We start from the raw sequence: 21313 nt of genomic DNA, 5'->3' as shown, positions 1-21313 counted from the left end.
TGGTACTCACCCGGGACGTGGGCAGAGCGGGGCTCTGGGTGACGCCGTACGGCCGGAGCAGCCTGAACGAGCCCTGGAGACGACCACCCGGGGTCACGCCATCCCGGGGACACGCCCTCCGTTCCCGCTTCGGATCGCGTGCCGCTCGACCCGTCCGCCCGTGCGGCGTCGGGTCACACACAGCCCATGGACCACGAAGAATGACGGAAACGACCACCACAGGTCCGTCCACCCCAGCGCGCGGACGGGACCGCCTCCCCGGGAAGGCCCTCTTCGGCCTCTTCCTCAGCGGGTTCGTCGGCATCCTCACCGAGTGCCTGCCCGCCGGCCTGCTGCCGCAGATCAGCGGCACGCTCCACACGAGCGTCTCGCTCACCGGCCAGACCGTGACCATCTACGCCCTCGCCACCGCGATCGGGGCGATCCCGCTGACCCGGGCGATGGCGAGGTGGCCCCGCAAGAACGTGCTGCAGCTCGCGCTCGGCACGGTCGCCGTCGCCAACGCCCTCACGGCGCTGTCCGACGACTACGGGCAGACCCTCGTGATCCGCTTCGCCGCCGGCCTCGGCACCGGGCTCGTCTGGCCCCTCCTCGGCGGTTACGCCGCCCGGCTCGCCCCCGAGGGACGCCAGGGCCGCGCCATCGCCATCGCCCTTGCCGGAACCCCCGTGTCGCTGGCGCTGGGCGTCCCGCTGGGCACCTGGCTGGGCGCCCTCGGCGGGTGGCGGCTCGCCTTCCACGCGTCCGCCGCCCTGACCGCGCTGACCATGGTGTGGATCCTGGCGACGCTGCCGAACCTGCCCGGCCGGTCGGCCGACGAACGCTTCACGGTCCCGCAAGTCCTGCGCCTGCCGGGGCTGCGCACCATCCTGTTCGCCCTCGCCACGTACATGGTCGCCCACAACATCCTCTACACCTACGTCACCGACTTCCTCGGGTACCTGGGCATGGGCGGCCAGGCGGGATGGGTGCTGTTCGCCTTCGGCGTCACGTCCATCCTGAGCGTCCTCGTCGTCGGCACCCACATCGACCGGCACCTGCGCAGGCTCGTCGTGGGCAGCACCGCGCTGTTCGCGCTCACCGTGCTCGTGCTCGCGGTGTGCTCCGGCGTGCCCGCGCTGGTCTACGTCGCCGTCGCGGCGTGGGGCTTCGCCTTCGGCAGCTCCCCGAGCCTGTTCATCGGCGCCGCGATCAACGCGACGGGGGCGGCCGCCGACGTCGCGCAGTCGATCACGATCACGGTCTTCTCCTCGTCCATCGCCCTGGGCGGCCTCATCGGTGGCCTCCTGGTCGCGGACCTGGGGACCGCGTCGATCACCTGGGCGGCGCTGGCCCTCCTGGTCGCCGCCGCCGCGGCCGTGACCGGGGGCAGGAGGCACGCCTTCCCCGCGGGCGCCTGAAGCCGGGGGCCGGGGCCGGGCGGCCGACGCCGTGGCGGGGCGTACCGCGTACGCCCCGCCCGACGGTGACCGGGTCAGGCCCCGACGCGGGGCGGGGTCGGCGTCCCGTACACGCGCTTGGCGTGCGAGGCGTACAGGCGCGGGGCCAGCAGCGGCATGACCAGCCGGGGCGCCAGCGGGGCGTGCGAGAGGACCGCCTTGATCACCTCGGGGTCGCCCTCGTACATCACCATGCCGAAGGCCAGCGGCAAATCCTTCTTCGGGCTGTTGGCCATGCCGTGCTCACCGAGCTCCGCCCACTCCGCCGCGGTGATGAACTCCTCGGCCAGCGGGAGGATCTCCTTCTCCTCCAGGGCCATGTGCTCCAGGAGCCGGCTCAGCAGTTCTTCGAGGGCCGCGGCGAGGGCCTCGCCGTCCTGGGCGGTGGAGCGCCACCCCGCCAGGAGCGCGGTCACCCCGCTGAGGGCGGTGTCGATGCCGTGGTGCTGCGCCTCCATCGTGGGCACGATGGCCGCGGTCCGCTCACCGCCGCGCTCCAGGAGGCGCGGCCACACCACCTTGTCCTCGCCCTCGTGGTGCAGGTGCAGGATCAGGCACACCTTGTCGGCATGGTCCGCCACGATCCCGGCGCGCCGGGTGTCACCGGCCTCCACGTCCCGGACGAGTTGCGGGAGCAGGCGGAACTCCCGGCGCATCATCGTGTGCGCCATGAACATGTCGCGCACATCGGCCATGGTCTCGCTGACTGTCGGTACTGCTGCCACTGCTGGAGCCTCGATTGGTGGGGTGATCGCGGAAGGGAGCTTCGGATGCTGTCAGCGGCAGCGGCCTGCGCACATCGGGAGAATTCCCGATCCCGCGGCGGAGTCCGCGCCGCACGGCCGCCCGGCAGACGCCGGAGGGCGGTCGGGAGTTCTCCCGATGCCCGGGAGAGCCCGGCTGCGCCAGCATCGGAAGGGCTCCACCCCGGCGGTCCGTCGGAGCCGCGGATTCGCGGGGACCCCCGCCCGCGAACGCAGCACCCCGTGGTCGAGCCGGTCGGGGGCTCGCCACGGGGGTCGCTCCCGGCCCCACGGGCGGGGAAGGACCCGTACGTTGCTACCCTTCGGCGAGAATTGTCCGCATGACCACGACGGGGCACGCCGCCCCCGGTACCCGGTGGTCACCACCCACAGGTCCCCACAGGTCCCCTCGGATGAGCGCATCCCTCCCGGCACAGACCCGCGTCAGCCCCGTCTTCGTGGGCCGCGAGGCCGAGCTGGCCGAGCTGCTGCGGGCCGCCGGGGCCGCGGACGGCGGCGACCCCCAGGCCGTCCTCGTCCGGGGCGAGGCCGGAGTGGGCAAGACGAGGCTGGTCGGGGAGCTCCTGCGGTCGCTGGAGCCGAGGGCGGCCGTCGCGGCGGTCGGTGGCTGCGTCGAGGTCGGCGGCGACGGCCTGCCCTTCGCCGCGTTCTCCGAGGCCCTGCGCGTGCTGTGGCAGCGACTGCCCGACGAGGTGCGCGCGGCGAGCGCGGGCCATGAGGACCTCCTCGCCCGGATCCTGCCCGACCCGGGCGGCGTGACGCCCGTCGACCACCGGGACGACGACGTGACGCGGCTGTTCGAGCTCACCATCCGCGTCCTGGAGCGCCTCGCCTCGGACCGCCTGGTCGTGCTCGTCATCGAGGACCTGCACTGGGCCGACGCCTCCACCCGCAACCTGCTGGGTTACCTGTTCCGCACCAGGCGCCGCGGCAGGCTGCTGCTCGTGGGGACCTACCGGTCCGACGACGTCGACCCCCGGCACCCGCTGCGCCCGCTGCTCGCGGAGCTGGGCCGGCTCAGATCCGTACGCCGTGTGGCGCTCCCCCGGTTCACCCGGGGCGAGGTCGGCGGACAGCTCACCGGCATCCTCGGGGCGCCACCGGACCCGGCGGTCCTCGACGACGTCTTCGCCCGCTCCGACGGCAACGCCTTCTTCGTCGAGGAGCTCGCCGGCGCCGGCCGGGAGCGACCGGGCCCGGGGCTCCACGACCTCCAGGAGCTCCACGACGTGCTGCTGACCAGGCTGGAGGCGTTGCCGGAGACCAGCCGGCGCATCCTGCGCACGGCCGCCGAGGGCGGGACGGTGACCGGGTACGCACTGCTGCGGGAGGTGGCGGGGCTGCCCGAGGACGAGCTGATCGAGGGACTGCGCGCGGCCGTCCTCGCCCACGTCCTCGTCCCCGAACCGGGCGGCGCGGACTACCGGTTCCGGCACTCGCTGGTGCGCGAGACCGTCAGCGAGACCCTGCTGCCGGGCGAACGCGCGCTGATCAACCGCCGGTACGCGCAGGCGCTGGAGGCCGACCCCACGCTCGTGCCCGCCGTGGAACTGTCCTGCCGTCTGGCCCGCCACTGGCACGCCGCGCAGGACTCCGTGAAGGCCCTGCGGATGAGCGTCGCGGCGGCCGAGGAAGCGCGTCACTGCTACGCCTACGCCGAGCAGCTGTGGCACCTGGAACGGGCGCTCCAGCTGTGGGACCGGGTCCCGGACGAGGCCCGTGCGGCCCTGCCCGCCCCGCGCTGCCCGCAGACGTACCCGCGCGGTGGCGCCGGGCACGCGGGGCCCGGGCTCGACGGGACCGGGCCCGCCGCGCCCCGGCTCGACGGGAACGGACGCCTCCGCCTGGAGCTGCTCGCGACCGCCACCGTCGCCGCGCTGCACAGCGGCAGCCTCGACACGGCACTGCGCCTGGCCGACGCCGCCCTGGAGGGCCTTCCGCCGGAGGACGAGCCGCACCGGCTGCGCGCCGCGTGGTTCCGCACCCAGCGGTCCCGGCTGATCCAGGGGCTGAACCGCGGCGACGGATGGCAGGACCTCGAGACGGCGCGGAAACTGGTCGACGGGCTGGCCCCGTCGCCGGTGCACGCCGACGTCCTGGTCCACATCGCCAACTGGAGCGCCGTCCACCGCCCCGGTACGGACCACCGGGCCGCCACCGACGAGGCCGTGCGGTACGCGGCCTCCGTGGGCGCCGAGGCACTGGAACTGCACGCCCGCATGACCAGGTGCCTGCTGGACGCCGGGACCGACCGCGAGGGCGCCGGCATCACCGAGCTGTACGAGGTCAGACGGCGGGCGGAGGAACTGGGCGAACTCGGCATCGCCGGGCGGGCGAACCAGAACCTGCCGTCGATCCTGGAGGGCATGGGCCGTTCCGAGGAGGCCGTCGCGGCCGCGGACCACGGCATCGCGCTGTGCCGCTCGCTTGGGCTGGCCGACCACGAAGCATGGGTGCACTCCAACAGGGCGATCAGCCTCTTCTCCCTGGGCCGTTGGGCGGAGTCCGAGGCGGCCCTCGACGAGGCCGCCTCGGTCGCCCGGTCGCACCTGCCGCGCTGGACGTTCGCGGCCCGCCGCGCGTACCACCTGCTCCACCGCGGTGACGCGGACGGGGCCGCCCGGCAGTTGGCGCTCGCCGAGCGACTGCGCGGCACCGAGCGGCTGCGGGCCGAGCTCCTCGTCGCCCTCAGCCACTGCACGATGGAGATCGCGGCCGCCCAGGGCCGTCTCGCGGACGCCCGGGCCGAGTTCCTGCGGGCCGACGCCGCGGGCCTGACGACCGGACCCGTCCGCTGGTCGCTGCCACTGCTGCGCACCGCGGCGGCGGTCGAGGCCGAGGCCCGTCGGTCCGCCGCCCTCGGCGGGGCCTCGGCCGAGGTCCTCGCCGCGGTACGCCGCGCCGCCGGCCGGCTCGACGTCGTCTTCCCCGTCTGGGCGGCGTACGAGCGGCTGCTCCACGCGGAGTTGGGACGCGCCGAGGGAGCCGACGACCCGGCCCTGTGGTCGAAGGCCGTGGCCGACTTCACGGCGGCCGAGCGTCCCTACGAGACGGCGGCGGCACTCCTCGGCGAGGGACGCGCCCTGCTCACCACCCACCGGCACCGCGCCGCGGCACTCGACCGGCTCGGCCGGGCACGGCGCATCGCCACCGGCCTCGGGGCGGGCCTGCTCCTCGCGGACGTCGAAGCGGTGACGCGCCGGGCCGGCACGCGCCCGGCGGACGAACAGGCCCCGCCCGCGACCGCCGCCACCGCGGCGGAACCGGCGACGCCCTTCGGGCTCACCCCGCGCGAGTCGGAGGTGCTGGGGCTGGTCGCGAGGGGGTACAGCAACCGCCGGATCTCCGAAGAGCTCCACATCTCGCAGAAGACGACGAGCACGCACGTCTCCAGCATCCTGGCCAAGCTGGGCGCCTCCAGCCGCACCGAGGCCGCGGCGATGGCGCACCGCCACGGGCTCCCGTCCTCCCCCTGACGGATCCCGCATTCGGGAATTCTCCCGATGCCCGGGGCGACTCCGGCCTGCCAGCATCGGGCCCGACGTCACAACATGCTTCGGCCAGGAGTCCGTACGTGAGGCACGACCACGACCCGCCGCTCAGGGAGCGGGTGGACGCCGCGCGCAACCGCGCCGCGATACTCAAGGCAGCCGCCCGTCTCTTCGCCGAACACGGCGCGGACGGCGTCTCCATGGACCGGGTCGCCGTCGCGGCGGGCGTCGGCAAGGGCACCGTGTACCGCCGCTTCGGCGACCGGTCCGGACTGGCCTCCGCGCTCCTGGCCGCCCGCGAACGCGAACTGCGGGAAGCCGTCCTCGACGGCCCGCCCCCACTCGGCCCCGGAGCCCCGGCCGAGGACCGCCTCGCGGCGTTCGTCACCGCCTACTTCGACCACGTGGCCGGGCACCTGGACCTCCTCCGCGCCTCCCAGACGGCGCACCCGGGCGCGCGCCACCGCACCGCCGCCTACCGCTTCTGGCACGACCACCTGACGACCCTGCTCGCCACCACGCCCGACCCGCCCACCCTCGCCCACACCCTCCTCGCCGCCCTGTCCGCGGACCACGTCGGCGCCCTCCTCCCCGAACTGGGCGCCCACAGGATGCGCACGAGCCTGATCCGCCTGGGCGTGGCCTGCTGCGCCGAGCAGGGCGCACCGCCGGGCCCGGCACTCCCACGGCGCTAGACGCGCTCCAGGGGCCGGTGCGGGGTGGGCGGGAGTTCGGCCTCGACGGGGTCCTGGGGGCGGACGACTCCGCCGCGGAGGACCACGCCCATGACGCCGGACTTGAAGGTGAACTCCCCCGACACCGGGTCCAGGGCGAACATCTCGCCGAGCAGGCCCTTGCGGAAGTCGTTGATCTTCGAGCAGGGGTTGCGCAGCCCCGTCACCTCCACCACGGCCTCGTCGCCGAGGTGCAGCAGGGTGCCGGTGGGCAGGCCCAGCAGGTCCACGCCGCGGGTGGTGATGTTCTCGCCGAGCCGGCCGGCCGAGATGTCGAAGCCCTTGAGCGCGAGCTCGTCGAAGAGTTCCTCGTGCATCAGGTGGACCTGGCGCAGGTTCGGCAGGTCGGGCTCGTAGGTCATCCGGAACTGGTGGCGGATCGTCTCGCCCGCGTGGACGTCCCCTTCGACGCCGAGCCCGGCGAGCAGCGTGACGGAGTCACGGTTGGGCTTGCTGAAGGCGTACGTCGCGTGGCGGCTCACCGCCGTGACCCGGCCGGCCATGTCCCATCCCCACCTGTCCTCGGTCCGCGTGGCAGGCCGATCCTAGCCTCGAGCTGTCACGAGGTGGGCTGCCCGTACGCGATCAGCCCCCGCCACCGGCCCTGGACCGCGGTGATTAGGCTGGCGCGGTGACTGATGAGCAGGAGCGGGTCCAGCCGTCGGGAGTGTGGGCCACGGCTGTGGGGGTGGCCAGGGTGCGCGCGCTGGAGACCGAACGGGAGAACGCGCTGTTCCGGGACCCACTGGCACAGGCCTTCTCCACCGCCGGCGGCCTGTGGCCCTCCTCGCCACCGCCCGGTGACGAGACCGCGCGACGCCGCCGGCTGGCCGTGTCGTTCTCCATCGTCATCAGGACGAAGTTCCTCGACGACCTGTTGCAGCAGGCCTCCGCGTCCGGGGTCCGGCAGGTCGTGCTGCTCGGCGCCGGCATGGACAGCCGGGCCTTCCGGATGGACTGGCCCGAGGGCACCCGGCTGTTCGAGGTCGACACCGCCGCGCCACTGGACTTCAAGGCTTCGGTGCTGCGCCAGGAGCGGGCCGTCGCACGCTGCGAGCGGATCACCGTCGCGGTGGATCTGCGTGAGGACTGGCCGGGTGCGCTGGCCGCCGCAGGGCACGACCCGGCCCTGCCGACCGTGTGGATCGCCGAGGGACTGCTGATCTATCTACCCGAGGACGCGGTGGAGCTGCTGCTGGCCCGGATCAGCGCGCAGTCGGCGCCAGGCAGTCGGATGGGGCTGACGTTGGGCTCGCGTGGCGTGATCGAGCGCTTCGGCGCGGACGCCGTGCCGGGATCGGCGGCGTCCATGTGGGTCTCGGAGATGCCCGACGACCCGGTGGGCTGGCTGGCCGGGCACGGCTGGGAGGCCGGCAGCCACACCCTGCGCGAGCGCGCTGCCGCCTACGGCCGCCCGATCGGCACCCCGCCGCAGGGCGAGGAACGGCCCGGCGGACTGATCTCGGCGGTCCGCCGGTAGAGCGCGTTCCGGTTCCCTGACGACCGACGGACCGTCACGAAGCACCAAGGCTGGATACTCGGACCGTGGACAGCTACGCGGGGGCGGCGACGCTCGAGTGGTGGGCCAACCGGTCGACGTGCCTGGGCTCGTTCGAGGTGCACGTCGAGATCGAGGTCGCCGGCTCCACCTGGACCTGCCGGGCGACACTCGCCGGCCCTCCCTCGGGGGACGAGAAGGAGGGGTTCGACTTCCTGATGGCCCTCGACCCGGTCTTCACCCTGCGCCTCGACGCGAACGGCACGCTCCTGGTCGGCGTCACCGAGGTGCACGACGGAGGGCGGCTCGCCCTCACCGCGCACGAGGCAGCGGAATCAATCGGCTCCCGGCAGTTGTGGCACTAGGTCGTGTCGTCAAAGGAGCTCCCCCAGCTCCGCTGGGCGTGCCCCCAGGTGCGGTGCATCGCAAGGCGGAGAGTCGTCCTCGTAGTGGGCTACTCGGACGATTCGACAACTCCCCCGGGCCGAAGGCTGGGGGAGTGCCGTGCCTGGGGGCACCTCCCAGCGCCGGCTGGGGGAGCGTCGCGGGGCAGGCGGCAATTTGACGACACGGCCTCGCACCCGTTCAGTGGCCCACCGGGTCGGACTGCACTTGCCACCATCTCTGTTCGAGATGACCGGCATCATGATTCAGCTCGACGCGGGCGCCCGGTCACGGCTCAACAGCGCCTTCATGGCGCCCTTCTTCGCGGGTGGCGCACTCGGCTCCCGGCTCGGGTCGCTCGCCTACCACGCCGGCGGCCGGACGGCGGTGAGCGTCCTCGGTGCCGCTCTGCCGCTGATCTCCCTCGCCTACTGGGCGACGGAGCGCCGCCCCGCCCGCAAGGACACCGCGGCCACGGACGCGCCGGCCGTGATCCGGTGACGCCCCTGGTCGGCGGGCCCCACCGTGCTCATCCCGTCGTCTCCGCCGCCGTCCGGGGGGTGATGTGCCGCAGCAGCGCCTCGACCGCGGGCGACATGTCCCCCCGGCGGCGGACCACCATGACCTTCCAGGCGGGGGCGTGCTGCACGAACCGGCGTACGGAGAGGTCCGGGAACCGGGCCGCGATCGACGCCGGCATGATGCACACCCCGAGGTCGTGCCGGACCAGCTCGGACGCCGCCACGATGTCGTTCACCTCGAACACCGTGGACCGCTCCACGGCGGCGGCCCGGAAGGCCCGGTCCACCGAGTAGCGAATGGCCCAGCCGGGCAGGAAGTCCACGAAGGGCATGCCGGAGATCTCGTCGAGGCGCACCAGGTCCTCCTCGGCGAAGGCACGCGTCGGCGAGGACACCAGCAGCATCTCCTCGCGCGACAGCAGACGGGTCACCAGCCCCCGTTGCTGCTGCCGGTCGAGCGCCACCACGCCGAGGTCCACCGTGCCCTCGCTCAGCGCCTGCCGGACGTTGGCCACCGGTGCCTGCTGCAGACGTACGCTCACGCCGGGGTGCTCCGCGCGCAGCCCCGCCAGGGCGCGGTGCAGGCCGGCCCAGACGCCCTGCATGATGGCGACCGTCACGCGTCCGCGCACCTCACCCCGTACGGCGTCGACCACCGCTCGCGCCTCCTCGGCCGCGCGGAGCGCCGCACGGGCGGCGGGCACGAACGCCTCCCCCGCCGGGGTCAGCGACACGTGGTGCGTGGTCCGGTCGAACAAGGCGCTGCCCAGTTCCTTCTCCAGCGCCCGCACCGTGCCGGACACCGCGGACTGCACCACGTGCAGCCGCTGCGCCGCCGCCGTGAACCCGCCCTCCTCGGCGACCGCGACCACCACTTCCATCTGCCGTAGGTCCATGCGAACCGCCGCCGTCCCTTTCCCGTGGCCCGAACCGGGCGGTCATCTCCACCGGTGATGACCCACGCTGTCCAGCATCGCATCGGGTGACCGGAGCGCACGGCGACGTCACGGCTGCCCGGCACCCTGCGAGCACGGCACTCACCGCGAAGCGGCCGATCCACAGGGTGACCGGCACGGGGAATCACCCCGCCGGGAACAGCATCGCCTCGCGTGAAGTTGCACAAACCACCACATACCAGCACGGACGGCACCCACTCCGAGGCGAATGCCCATGCGAGCGGAGCAGCACATCGTGACACCGGACGCCGACATCGCCTTCTGGGACGAGGGGGACGGCGAGGCGGTACTGCTCGTCCACGCCTCCTTCGGCGCCGACTGGTTCGCACCGCTCGCCGGGCTGCTCCCCGGCTTGCGGGTCGTACGCACCCATCGCGCCGGGTACGGCCGGAGCCGGGACCTGAGCGGCCGGCTGGGCGTCACCGACCACGCCCGGCACCTCGCGGAGGTGCTCCACGCCCGGGGGATCGGGCAGGCGCACGTGGTCGGCCACTCGACCGGCGGCACCATCACCCTGCAACTGGCCGCCGCGTACCCGGAGCTCGTCTGGTCGATGGTGCTGCTGGAACCGGCGTTCCCGTACGCCCCCGACGAGCCGGAGAGCGACGCCATGCGCAGGGCCGTCGCCGCCGCGGAGGAGGGCGACCTGGCGCGGGCCTACGGCTTCTTCCCGGGGAGCGTGTGCGCCCCCGGCTACCTGGGCGTCATGACCCGTGCGCTCGGCACGGAGGGCTTCAGGAGGTCGGTGCTCAGCGGCAGGTACTTCTTCGACCACGAGCGCGCGGCGTTCGCCGCGTGGGACGCCGACGCCGCCGGCCTCGACGGCCTGCCGCAGCCGGTGCTCCTGGTGGCGGGCGGCGAGGGGGAGCGCCTCAACAGCCCCTACCGGGCTCGGAACCGCGCGCTGGCCGGACGGCTCGCCCGGGCCCGGCAGGTGACGCTCCTGGGCGTCAGCCACGCGATGCCCCTGGAGGACCCCTCCCTCGTCGCGTGGACCGTCCTCGACTTCATCCGGCGTCACCCCGTCGAGGCGGGGCATCGGCCGTCGGGGTGACGCTCCGCCCGCGTGACGCGTCGCAGCGGCGACAGCGCGACGGCGGGCGCTTGCATCAGCACATGGCGACCGTACCCATCCCGCTGCGCACCCCGTTCACCGACCTCGTCGGCTGCGACGTGCCGATCCAGCTGGCCGGCATGGGCTGGGTGAGCGGGCTGGACCTCGCCGACGCGGTGTCCGCGGCAGGGGCGCTCGGCATGGTGGGCTACCCGATGGTGCCACCGCCCGTGCTCACCGACCTGCTCGACGCGGTACGGCGGCGCACCTCCCGCCCTGTGGGGGTCAACTTCATCCTGCCGCTGCTCGAGGACGAGGCGTGCGTCGACGTCGCCGCGGAGCGGATGCCGGTCGTCGAGTTCTTCTACGCGGATCCCGTCCCCCGCCTGGTCACCCGTGCCAAGCGCGGCGGGGCGCTGGCCGCCTGGCAGGTGGGTTCGGTCGAGGAGGCCCGGGCCGCGGCCGACGCCGGGTGCGACTTCGTCGTCGTCCAGGGCAGGGAGGCGGGCGGTCACGTGCGCGGGGTACGGCCCCTGCTCCCGCTCCTCGACGAGGTGCTCGACGCGGTCGACGTCCCCGTCGTCGCGGCGGGCGGCATCGGCACCGCGCGGTCCCTCGCCGCGGTGCTGGCCGCCGGGGCGCACGCGGCCCGTATCGGCACGCGGTTCGTCGCCACGCACGAGTCCGATGCGCACCCGCGGTACAAGGAGGCCCTGATCAGGGCGGGTGCCGGCGACACCGTGCTGACGACGCAGTTCTCGACCGGATGGCCGGACGCGCCGCACCGCGTCCTGTCGGAGTGCGTCGAGCGCGCACGCGCCCTGGACACCGACATCGCCGGCGAGGCGGTACTGGGCGGCGTGCCCGTACCCGTCCCGGCGTCCAGCCCGTTCTGCCCGCTCCGGACCACGACCGGGCATCTGGACGCGATGGCCCTCTACGCGGGCGAGGCGGTCGGCACGGTCTCCCGCATCGAGTCGGCCCTCGACGTCGTCCGCGAACTCGCCGACGGGGCCGCCCGGCTGCTGTGCAAGGCGTCCGGCGGCATCGGCAAGGAGCCCGCCTGAGCACCGTACGATGCGCGTGTGCGCTACTTGGCGGAGTCCTTCGCTGTCGGGGCCCTGAGACGGGGCCGTCCGGTGGAACAGTTCCTCGGGCCGATCGGTGCGCCCGAGCGCCCTGGCGTCAGGGTCGTCGAGGTCCGGCCGGCGAAAGCGGTGTACGAGGTCCACGTCCACGACCTCGAGGACGTCGGGCACGCGACCTTCATGGACCTGGTCGAGTTTCCGCCGCTCGACCCGGAAGCGGAGGAGGAGGCGTTCGGCCGCCTCGTCGGCACCGCCGACGATCCGCTGGCCGCGCTGGTGACCGCTGAGGAGCGCACGGGTGCGCTGCGGTCGCGCTGGGTCAACCAAGGCATCGTGCAGGACGAGTACGGGGACTTCGTAGCGGCGGGCCGGCCCGCGCTCATGCGCCCGGACGGGCAGCCGTGGCCCGCCGGCAGCCGCTGACGGGCCCGGCCCGCCCGGGGCCGCTTGACCGGCTCACTGTCAGACCCGTGCACCAAGATGCGGCACATGACGACAGTGATCGCTGCCCCGCTGATGTCCCGTGAGGACTACCGCTCCGCCGTCGACACGGCCCTGCAGGCGTGCGCCGCCTACTACGCCGACGGGACGAGCCCGCTCGACGACGCCGCGTACGACCTGCTGGCCGGGCGCATCCGCGACTACGAGCTGGACCACCCCGAGGACGTCCGGGAGGACTCCCCCACGGGCAAGGTGGGCGGTGGCGCCGCCCCGGCGGGCGATGTCGCCCACACCGTTCCCATGTTGTCCCTCGACAATGTGTTCAGCCCCGAGGAACTGGTGAAGTGGGACGCGTCCGTCGCCCGCCGGCTGGGCGCGCCGGTTCAGGGCGGCTACGTCACCGAGCCCAAGCTGGACGGCGCGGCCATCGCCGCCCGGTACGTGGACGGGCGCCTGACACAGCTCGTCACCCGGGGCGACGGCACCACCGGCGAGGACGTCTCCCATGCGATCGGGTCGATCGTGGGCCTGCCCCTGGAGCTGAACTCACCGGCCACCTTCGAGGTGCGCGGGGAAGTCCTGCTCACCCGGGAGCAGTTCGCGGCGGCCAACGCCATACGCACGGCCCACGGGGCGAAGGTCTTCTCCAACCCGCGCAACGGCACGGCCGGGACGCTGCGCGCCAAGGACCGCCCCTACGTGATCGAGACGACCTTCTACGCGTACGGCGTAGTCGGCCTGCCCGCTGACACGCACACGGAGATGATGGAGGCGGTCGCCGCCGCCGGGGTGCAGACCACGGCCGCGACACCGGCCGGGCCGCGCGTCTGCAGCACGGTGGAGGAGGTGCAGCGCCGCGTCGACGAGATCGCCGGGCTGCGCGCGGAGCTGCCGTTCGGCATCGACGGCGTCGTCATCAAGGCCGATGCGGTCGCCGAGCAGGAGAAGGCCGGGTTCGCCACCCGCCACCCGCACTGGGCGACGGCGTACAAACTCGCCGCCGCCGTACGGCAGTCGAAGCTCCTCGCGGTGGAGTGGAACGTCGGACGCACCGGCATCATCGCGCCGCGGGCCGTGCTGGAGCCGGTCGAGGTCGACGGCAGCGTCGTCAGGTACGCGACGCTGCACAACCCGAAGTTCATCCGCGACAGCGGCATGATGATCGGCGACACCGTCATGGTGTGGAAGGCCGGCGACATCATCCCCCGCATCGAGGCACCCGTGGTGGAACTGCGCACGGGCGACGAGACGCCCGTGGTGTTCCCCGAGTCGTGCCCGACGTGCGGCGGCGAGATCGACACCTCCGGCGAACGGTGGGAGTGCGCGGGCGGCGCTGGCGGCGGATGCGGGCTGCTCGCCGCGCTGCGGTACGCCGTGGGCCGCGACCAGCTGGACATCGACGGTCTCGGCATCACCTACCTGGAGGCCCTCGTCGACGGCGGCGCGGTCGCCGACGTGGCCGACCTGTTCGGCCTCACACGTGGGCAACTGGTCGACGCGACCCGCAGCGAGAAGCGCGCCGACACCGTGGTGGCGCAGATCGAGGCGGCCAGGGCCAAGCCCCTCAACCGGGTGTTCTGCGCGCTCGGCATCGTCCGCACCGGCCGTACGCTGTCACGGGAGATCGCCCGCCACTTCGGCACGATGGACGCGATACGCGCCGCCGACGCCGACGCCCTGGCCGCGGTGCACAAGCTCCCGGCGGCCAACGCCCCCAAGATCGCGGCCCACATCGCGGCCATGGGACCCGTCATCGACAAGCTCGTCGCCGCGGGCGTCACCATGACCGAGCCCGTGGCGCCGGCCGCCGCCGCCACGCCAGGCGAGGCCAAACCCCTGGACGGTCAGGTCGTCGTCATCACGGGCGGCATGAACGGGCCCCTCGCCGGCAGGAACCGCAACGAGATGAACGAGCTCGTCAGCAACGCCGGCGGCACCTCCTCCGGCAGCGTGTCGAAGAAGACCACCATCCTCGTCGCGGGCCAGGGCGCGGGCTCCAAGCTCGCCAAGGCCCAGGAACTGGGCACGAGGGTGCTCACCGAGCAGGAGTTCGCGGACCTGGTCGCCGACTACCTCGTCTAGGATCCGGGGTACCCGCCCTGGGCGGGGGGATCGCCGACCCGCGTCAGCCGAGGCGGGTGAGCTTCGAGCCGATCGACGGCGAGGACAGGTGGCGGCCGAGGGCGACGGGGACCTTGACGGCGCTGTCGTCGTCCCCGACGGTGAGGGTGCCGAGGGGGGCGCCGGCCGGCGCCGCGTGCGGGACGCCCTTCTCGGGGGCGTGCAGGGAGAGGCGGACCTTCAGTCCGCTCCAGCCGATCGCCTGGACGTCCTCGGCCGCCATGACCTCGGTGCGGCCGCCGAGGCCGTCGTCCACGTAGCCGACGACCTCACCCTTCCTGACCACCGTGTCCGAGGCGAGGGCGCCCAGCGCGGCCTGGAGCAGGGTGTTGCTGCGGCCCAGCACCGTGTCGAGGATGTCGGCCTTGTGCTGCCCCAGCATCGCTCCGATGACGAGCTGCTGCGTGCCGCCGAACTCACGGACCGCCGCGAAGAGGAGGTTGCCGCCCGCCTTGGTGCTGCTGCCGGTCTTGATGCCGACGACGCCGCCGGAGCCGACGAGCTGGTTGACGTTCCTCTGGACGTCGCCGTTCAGGTCCGTGTACCGGGCCTTGGCGGCGAGTTCCGCGAAGACCTCGTCCTTCATCGCCGCGTGCGCCAGCTTGACCTGGTCGCTCGCGGTGCTGACGGTGGTCGCCTCCAGGCCGCTCGGGTCGGTGTACGTCGTGTCGTCCATCCCGAGTTCCCTGGCGGTGGCGTTCATCTTCCTCACGAACGCCTCCTCCGTCCCCGCGTCCCAACGGGCCAGCAGGCGGGCGATGTTGTTGGCCGAGGGCAGCATGACGGCCTCCAGCGCCTCGTACTCGCTGAGCTTCTGCCCTGCGGTGACCTTGACGACGGACTCCCCCTCCGTCTGCCCGCTGCCGAACTGGTCCTCGGCCTTGCGGTCGACCTCGACGGTCTTGCCCTCGCCGTCGTCCCCGATGGGGTGGTCGCGCAGGATGACGTAGGCCGTCATCACCTTCGCGACGCTCGCGATCGGCACCGGCCGCTGCACGCCGAACGTACCGATCCGGCCCAGCCCTTCGGCTTCCAGGACCGCTTGGCCCTCGGCGGGCCACGGCAGCGACGGTCCGTCGCCGCCGAAGGTGTAGGAGGGCGCCGCGGTCAGCTTCAGCGTGGGCGCCGGCAGCGGGCGCAGCGCCTGGACCACGCAGAAGACCAGCGCCAGCAGCACGACCACCGGAAGCCAGAGCCTCACCGGGCTCACGGGGGTGCGCTCCTCCGCGACCGGTGGCGGGGGCGGGGGCGGCGGAGGAGGGTTCGTCAGCTCGTCCAGCAGGGTCCGGCCCTCGCCGGCGGGCACGGAGGGCCCCACCGCGCTGTTCGCCTCGTCCGGGTCCGCCGTCCGCCCCGACGACTCCTGCTGATCCGCACCGCCGGGAGACTCGCCCGCCACGCCGACCTCCTCCACGACACTCCGCTGCCGAACCCCAGTTTCCGGACCGTGGCGGCCACGGCATCATGAGCGCCGCCAAAGGGGTGCCCGCCCTTCCGGTGGTGGCGGCAACCCGGGCGATATACGTTCGAAGAGGTGCGTTCGAAAAGGTCGAGGAGGCAGGACGGACGGCCACGGGCTGCCGTGGCGGGCCGTGAGCGCGCGTCCCAGCCCCGAGACCCCACGCCGGGAAGGTGCCTCCATGAAGGTCCAAGGGTGCGTTGCCCTCGTCACCGGAGCCAACCGCGGGCTCGGTGAGCAGTTCGTGCGGGCGCTCTTCGAGGCCGGGGCCGCCAAGGTCTACGCGGGAGCCCGCGACCCCGCGAAGGTCGCCGTCCCCGGCGCCGTCCCGATCGCGGTGGACATCACCGACCAGGATTCGGTCCGTGCCGCGGCCGAGCAGGCCGGGGACGTGACGTTCCTGATCAACAACGCGGGCTCGACGACCCGTGCCAACGTCCTCACCGCCGACCTCGACGCGTTCCGTACGGAATTCGAGACGCACGTCCTCGGCACCCTCGCCATGAGCAGGGCGTTCGCGCCGGTCCTCGGGCGCAACGGGGGCGGCGCGATCGTCAACGTGCTCTCCGTGCTGTCCTGGGTCTCCATCCCGCGCACCGCCGGGTACGCCGCCGCCAAGTCCGCCGAATGGTCGATCACCAACGCCCTGCGGGTGGCGCTCGCCGAGCAGGGCACGCAGGTCACCGCGCTCCACGTCAGCTACCTCGCGACGGAGATGGCCGCCGCCGTGAGCGGTCCGAAGGCCGATCCCGCCGCGGTGGCCCGCGCCACCCTCGACGGCGTGGCGGCCGGAGCGGACGAGGTGCTCGCCGACGACGTCACCCGGAAGGTCCAGGCGGCCCTGCCCGGCGGCCCCGGCCAGCTCTACCCGCAGCTGCGCGGCGGCGAGCCGCTGGTCTGACCCCCACCCGACGGGACGGACGGCTGGCCAAACCGGAGGTGCCCATGACGGACGGCAAGGCGTCGCACGACCCCCCTGACCTCGCCGGCCAGACCGTCGTGGTGATCGGGGCCAGCGCGGGCATCGGCTTCGAGACCGCGCGCCGCGTACGGGCCGGTGGCGGCGAGGTGGTGCTGGTCGGGCGCAACCCCGAGCGGCTGCGGAAGGCCGCGGACGAGCTCCGGCCCCTGAGCACGGCGGCCTTCGACGCCACCGACACCGACCGTCTCGAGGAGTTCTTCCAGGGCCTGCCCGGCACGGTCGACCACGTGCTGCTCACGGCCGGCAGCCCCTTCTACATGCCGCTCGCCGACATGGACCTCGGGGAGGCACGCCGCCACTTCAGCGAACGTCTGGCCATGACCTTGGCGGTGGCGCTCTACAGCGCCGACAAGGTCCGCCCCGGCGGCACGCTGCTGTTCATCGGCGGCACCGGCGGCCGGCGCCCCGGCGTCGGCCTGGCCGTGACCTCCGCGCTCACCGCCGCCCTTCCCGCCCTCACCGCGAACCTGGCGCTCGAGCTGGCGCCGATCCGCGTGAACCTCGTCGCCGCCGGCTTCGTGGACACCGCCCTGTCGGCGTCGCTCCTGGGTGACCAACTCGAGGCCCGGCGCGAGGAACTGCGCGCCAAGCTGCCCATCCGGCGGGTCGTCGGCCCGGCGGACGTCGCCGCCCTGGCCACCCACATCATGTGCAACGACGCGCTCACCGGCGGGACGTACGACATCGACGGCGGCCAGAACCTCATCGCGCACTGACTCCAGGAGGCCGGCAGTCATGATCACATGGTTCATCACCGGCGCGGCCCGCGGATTCGGCCTGGAGATCGCACGTCAGGCGCTGGAACGCGGCGACCGCGTCGTGGCGACGGCACGCGACCCCCGGGACGTGGAGAAGGCGCTCTCCGCCTACGGCGACCGGGTGCTCGCGGTCGCGCTGGACGTGACCGACGAGCCGCAGGCCCGTGCGGCGGTCGACGCGGCCGTGTACGCCTTCGGCAGGATCGACGTCCTGGTCAACAACGCGGGCCGCGGTGTCCTGGGAGCGGTCGAGGAGACCTCCGACGCGGCGTTCCGGTCGGTGTACGAGACGAACGTCTTCGGTCTGGCCAACGTCACCCGCGCCGTCCTACCGGTCATGCGCCGGCAGCGGTCGGGCCGCATCCTCAACCTCAGCTCCATCGGCGGTTTCCGAGGCGCGCCGGGCTTCGGCGTCTACTGCTCCACCAAGTTCGCGGTGGAGGGGCTCTCCGAGGCCCTCCACGACGAACTGGCCCCGCTGGGCATCCACGTCGTCATCGTCGAGCCGGGTTATTTCCGCACCGACTTCCTCGACGCGACCAGCCTGCACACCGAGGGTCAGGTGATCGCCGACTACGCCGCCACCGCGGGTGCGGTGCGCGACGCCGTCCCCGGCCTCAACCACGGCCAGCCGGGGGACCCGGTCAAGGGCGCCCGGGCCATGATCGAGCTCGCCGACTCCGACCACCCGCCGATGCGGGCCCAATTGGGCAGCGACTGCGCCGCCGCGATGGACGGCAAGATCGTCCAGCTCCGCAAGGAAGCGGACACCTGGCGGGCCCTGGCCCTGTCCACCGACCACGACGACACCAAGTCCGTGGTCTGAGCCGCGGGTTGCGCTCCGTCGTCGCTTCACGACGGTCCCTTGCCGGGTCAACTCTAGCTATATAGAGTTATCCGCATGACCCGGTCCCGACGCCCCTCGGCGCAGACCATCGCGGTGGTGCTGGCGCTGGCCGAAACCCCGACCGACTGGCGGTACGGCTACGAACTGTGCCGCATGCTCGACATCCGGGCCGGGTCGATGTACCCGATCCTGATCCGGCTGGCCGACCGCGGGCAACTGGAGACCACGTGGGAGTCCGACGCACCGGCCGGACGACCCCCGCGGCACCTGTACCGGCTCACGGGCGCCGGCTTGGCGCTGGCCGCCGAACTCGCCGAGCAGGAAAGCGGCACCGTCACCGAACGGTCCGGGCTGCGTCTGGGGTGGGAGGGCGCATGAACCGCACGGGCCGGCTGGGCGCGGCGCTCGTGTGCGCCGCCGTCGACGCGGCCTACGTCCTGCTGCTGAGCCGCAGCAGCCCGCCGGCGCCGGAGGAGGACCTCCTGTCGTACGCCGTGACCTCGGTCCTCCTGGCCGCGCCCGCGGCATTGGCCGGTGCGCTGCTCTGGGCCGCCTGGTGGCGCACGTCCGGTGTCCGGTTGGCCGCCATGGACGCCCCGGCGCGGCTGCTGACGGCGGCGGTCGCGACGTTGCCGGCCGACCGCCGCGACTGGGGCTCGGCGATGACCGCCGAACTGGCGCAGGTGCCGGACCCCCGGGAGCGCTGGTCGTTCGCGACCGGGTGTGCCCGTACCGCGCTGTTCCCGCCGCGCGGGCACCGGGCGGCGGTGCTCGCGGCCGCGGCCCTGGCCGCGGCGCTCGCCGTCGGCACCGGACCGGTGGTCGGTCGCGCGCTGCCCGAACTGCGGCTCTTCGCGGTGACGTTCGTCGGCCTGGCAGGCGCCCTGGCCACCGTCGCCGTCTCCCGCGCCCGGCGACTGCGCCGCCCCGCACCCGGTCTGCCCACCGCGGTCGCGGGCCTGGTGGGCGTGGCCGCGTGCGTCGCCGTCACGGCCTGCTCCCTGGGCACGGACGCCTCCGTCGTGCTGGCTCCCTCGGCCGCCGTCACCCTGGCGGTGCTGCTGGCCGTGGGCCTGTGGCTCACGCTCGTTCCGCCGCGGGCACTGACCACCAGCCGCCGTGCCCGTCGCACCGGCCTCGGCGTCGGGGTGGCGGTCGCCGGCGGACTCCTCCTCTGCGCCCGCCTCAACGACATCGCCTCCGGCGACAGCCTCGGCCTCTACCTGCTCGCCGTCCCGGTCCTGGCCCTGTTCCTGGCCTCGCTGTTCGTCGCGGCCGCCGACCACTCGTTCCGGGCCGGACTGCAGGCCGCGGTGTGGGCGGTGGCGGCCACGTGCCTTCCGGCCTTCACCGTCTACGTCACGGAGGCGTTCCGCTACCAGCGGGCCGGGGTGCACCCCATCGACGGCGACCCGGTCTCCGGCCGGATCGGCCTGGCCCTGCACGAGGCCATCGGCTGGGTGCTCCTCTACGTACCGCTGGCGGCCCTCCCCCTCGCGGTCTTCGGCGCGGCCCTCGGCGCCGCCGTCAGCAGCCCCCAGGCCGGCGCCACGCCACCGCCGAACTGGCGGCGGTGACAGCGGCAACGGGGGACGGCGCGGGCGAGCCGTGCCGCAGTACGCTGCGCCGGCGATGAGCGACCGACCCGAACCAGAATCCACTTCCGCTTCCGCCGACGCGACCGATGAAGAGCTCCGGGCGGCGTGGAGGACCGGTCGCGTCTTCGGCCCGCCGATCCGGCGGATCTTCCGGGACGTCATCGCCGACCGTCTGCCCGACTGGCGCCGGGTGCCCCAGGCATCCATGCTGTTCGAGCCCTTGGCGGATCCGCACTGGGAGAGCGACGTCCGGTTCCTCGGCGACTTCTACGGCGAAATCCTCCACCAGGACACCTGCCGGCCCTGGACAGCCGAAGGCGTCGTGTTGCCCGCGGTACTGGCCACCGACGACCGGGTGCCTGCCCGGCAGCGGTTCGGAGCGGTGCACACGCTGTTCCACGCCGCCACGGTCGGGGAGCGTCATCTGGCACGTCGCCGGCCCGGCACCCCACCCCACACCGACCCGGACAGCGAGGCCCGAACCCGGGCAGTCGTCGAGTCCCGCACGCGGGACCTCCTGGCCCGATGGGAAACCGAATGCCCTGCGGTGCGACTCGCCCTCGCCGGCCTGGCCGTCGTCTTCCCGACGGATCGGACGCTGCCGGCGCTGACCCCGCGCCTGCGGGCCTTCATGGAGCGGCACCCGCCCGGCACGGACATCGGCGACTACGTGCGCTTCGTGCAGGTGCTGGCGGCTCGGAACGACCACGAGACCCTCGTCGCCGTCGAGAGGTACACCGACGTCCACTGGTCCGGAACGCTCCGCCAAGCACCCACGCGGGCACGGGCCTTCCACCTGCTCGGCCAGATGCTGGCCAAGGTCAGGTCCGGCCTCACCGACGGCGCAGGGAGTGGCGCATCTGACCGGACGACCCCTGCCTGAGGCGGTGCCGCACGACATGTGGGCCGGGACGCGGACGCGCGACGGCCTCAGAGTCCTGCCGGGCCTCCTGCGGTACATGGACGAACGGAAGGTGCACGCCGCTCGATGGACGGAGGTGCTGCGCACGTGTGAGGACGAGCAGCAGTTCATCTGGGGCCCGGCGGACCCCATCAGCGGGGCCCATGTGATCCCGCGCATCGCGGAGTTCGTCCCCCGCTCCAAGCTGACCGTTCTCGACGACGCGCCCGCGGTGGGGCACTTCCCCCAGGTCGAGGCGCCCGAGCTGGTCGTCCCC

At 73.6% G+C, this 21313-nt stretch carries 20 protein-coding genes; 16 read left to right on the top strand and 4 right to left on the bottom strand.

The window, feature by feature from the left end:
* Window positions 1-200: 200 nt before the first annotated feature.
* The gene (locus tag ABZ312_RS22440) at window positions 201-1400 is read left to right on the top strand and encodes an MFS transporter (RefSeq protein WP_500438609.1); all 1200 of its coding nucleotides are present in this window, start codon (window positions 201-203) and stop codon (window positions 1398-1400) included.
* Between the two features lie 74 nt (window positions 1401-1474).
* Here the strand turns inward: ABZ312_RS22440 and ABZ312_RS22435 are convergent, their stop codons facing one another.
* A complete protein-coding gene (locus ABZ312_RS22435; RefSeq protein WP_500327090.1) occupies window positions 1475-2164 on the bottom strand; it encodes a hemerythrin domain-containing protein in 690 nt (229 codons plus the stop codon).
* 431 nt (window positions 2165-2595) lie between these two features.
* On the opposite strand from ABZ312_RS22435, the gene ABZ312_RS22430 reads away from it, so the two are divergent.
* Together ABZ312_RS22430 and ABZ312_RS22425 are read left to right on the top strand one after the other, a co-directional pair.
* Entirely contained in the window at window positions 2596-5679 is a 3084-nt protein-coding gene (locus tag ABZ312_RS22430; protein WP_500438607.1) for a helix-turn-helix transcriptional regulator, read from the top strand.
* A 98-nt stretch (window positions 5680-5777) separates the two neighbouring features.
* Window positions 5778-6389: a TetR/AcrR family transcriptional regulator gene (locus ABZ312_RS22425; protein WP_500327086.1), complete on the top strand. Its 612-nt coding sequence runs from the start codon at window positions 5778-5780 to the stop codon at window positions 6387-6389.
* Here ABZ312_RS22425 and ABZ312_RS22420 read toward each other — a convergent pair.
* Entirely contained in the window at window positions 6386-6931 is a 546-nt protein-coding gene (locus ABZ312_RS22420; RefSeq protein ID WP_500438605.1) for an MOSC domain-containing protein, read from the bottom strand. The genes ABZ312_RS22425 and ABZ312_RS22420 overlap by 4 nt on opposite strands.
* A gap of 164 nt (window positions 6932-7095) precedes the next feature.
* Between ABZ312_RS22420 and ABZ312_RS22415 the strand changes: the two genes are divergently transcribed.
* The 3 genes from ABZ312_RS22415 (at window position 7096) to ABZ312_RS22405 (ending at window position 8811) form a co-directional block, all read left to right on the top strand.
* Window positions 7096-7908: a class I SAM-dependent methyltransferase gene (locus ABZ312_RS22415; protein WP_500438630.1), complete on the top strand. Its 813-nt coding sequence runs from the start codon at window positions 7096-7098 to the stop codon at window positions 7906-7908.
* A gap of 65 nt (window positions 7909-7973) precedes the next feature.
* The gene (locus ABZ312_RS22410; RefSeq protein ID WP_500360488.1) at window positions 7974-8291 is read left to right on the top strand and encodes a hypothetical protein; all 318 of its coding nucleotides are present in this window, start codon (window positions 7974-7976) and stop codon (window positions 8289-8291) included.
* Window positions 8292-8571: 280 nt separating this feature from the next.
* Window positions 8572-8811, top strand: coding sequence for a hypothetical protein (locus tag ABZ312_RS22405; protein WP_500327082.1), 240 nt, complete (start codon window positions 8572-8574; stop codon window positions 8809-8811).
* Window positions 8812-8839: 28 nt separating this feature from the next.
* On the opposite strand, the gene ABZ312_RS22400 is transcribed toward ABZ312_RS22405, so the two are convergent.
* Window positions 8840-9727: a LysR family transcriptional regulator gene (locus ABZ312_RS22400; protein ID WP_500327080.1), complete on the bottom strand. Its 888-nt coding sequence runs from the start codon at window positions 9725-9727 to the stop codon at window positions 8840-8842.
* Window positions 9728-10001: 274 nt separating this feature from the next.
* On the opposite strand from ABZ312_RS22400, the gene ABZ312_RS22395 reads away from it, so the two are divergent.
* From ABZ312_RS22395 to ligA, 4 genes are all read left to right on the top strand, one after another.
* Complete coding sequence (locus ABZ312_RS22395; RefSeq protein ID WP_500438603.1) at window positions 10002-10841, top strand: alpha/beta fold hydrolase; 840 nt, start codon at window positions 10002-10004, stop codon at window positions 10839-10841.
* Between the two features lie 62 nt (window positions 10842-10903).
* Window positions 10904-11908 (top strand): NAD(P)H-dependent flavin oxidoreductase, encoded by a 1005-nt coding sequence (locus tag ABZ312_RS22390; RefSeq protein ID WP_500438601.1) that lies wholly within the window; start codon window positions 10904-10906, stop codon window positions 11906-11908.
* 18 nt (window positions 11909-11926) lie between these two features.
* Window positions 11927-12352, top strand: coding sequence for a hypothetical protein (locus ABZ312_RS22385; protein ID WP_500327074.1), 426 nt, complete (start codon window positions 11927-11929; stop codon window positions 12350-12352).
* Window positions 12353-12418: 66 nt separating this feature from the next.
* Window positions 12419-14452, top strand: a complete 2034-nt coding sequence (ligA, locus tag ABZ312_RS22380) for an NAD-dependent DNA ligase LigA (RefSeq protein WP_500438599.1) — start codon at window positions 12419-12421, stop codon at window positions 14450-14452.
* 43 nt (window positions 14453-14495) lie between these two features.
* Here the strand turns inward: ligA and ABZ312_RS22375 are convergent, their stop codons facing one another.
* Complete coding sequence (locus ABZ312_RS22375; RefSeq protein WP_500327071.1) at window positions 14496-15890, bottom strand: D-alanyl-D-alanine carboxypeptidase family protein; 1395 nt, start codon at window positions 15888-15890, stop codon at window positions 14496-14498.
* A 241-nt stretch (window positions 15891-16131) separates the two neighbouring features.
* On the opposite strand from ABZ312_RS22375, the gene ABZ312_RS22370 reads away from it, so the two are divergent.
* The 6 genes from ABZ312_RS22370 to ABZ312_RS22345 all read left to right on the top strand — a co-directional run bounded on the left by ABZ312_RS22370 (window position 16132) and on the right by ABZ312_RS22345 (window position 21018).
* Window positions 16132-16851, top strand: a complete 720-nt coding sequence (locus ABZ312_RS22370) for an SDR family oxidoreductase (protein ID WP_500327069.1) — start codon at window positions 16132-16134, stop codon at window positions 16849-16851.
* 44 nt (window positions 16852-16895) lie between these two features.
* Window positions 16896-17648 (top strand): SDR family oxidoreductase, encoded by a 753-nt coding sequence (locus ABZ312_RS22365; protein ID WP_500438598.1) that lies wholly within the window; start codon window positions 16896-16898, stop codon window positions 17646-17648.
* 19 nt (window positions 17649-17667) lie between these two features.
* Window positions 17668-18516 carry an oxidoreductase gene (locus ABZ312_RS22360; protein WP_500327065.1) on the top strand — a complete coding sequence of 283 codons (849 nt, stop codon included), beginning with the start codon at window positions 17668-17670 and terminating at the stop codon, window positions 18514-18516.
* A 75-nt stretch (window positions 18517-18591) separates the two neighbouring features.
* The gene (locus ABZ312_RS22355; protein WP_500327063.1) at window positions 18592-18915 is read left to right on the top strand and encodes a PadR family transcriptional regulator; all 324 of its coding nucleotides are present in this window, start codon (window positions 18592-18594) and stop codon (window positions 18913-18915) included.
* Entirely contained in the window at window positions 18912-20114 is a 1203-nt protein-coding gene (locus ABZ312_RS22350; protein WP_500438596.1) for a hypothetical protein, read from the top strand. The genes ABZ312_RS22355 and ABZ312_RS22350 overlap by 4 nt, the downstream gene beginning before the upstream one ends.
* Window positions 20115-20169: 55 nt before the next feature.
* Window positions 20170-21018 (top strand): hypothetical protein, encoded by an 849-nt coding sequence (locus tag ABZ312_RS22345; protein WP_500438594.1) that lies wholly within the window; start codon window positions 20170-20172, stop codon window positions 21016-21018.
* The last annotated feature ends 295 nt before the right edge of the window (window positions 21019-21313 follow it).

It is taken from the genome of Streptomyces sp. NPDC006207 (genome assembly GCF_040613835.1).
In the GTDB taxonomy this organism is placed as follows: Bacteria; Actinomycetota; Actinomycetes; order Streptomycetales; family Streptomycetaceae; genus Actinacidiphila.
This window is presented reverse-complemented; position numbering and strand designations above follow the sequence as displayed.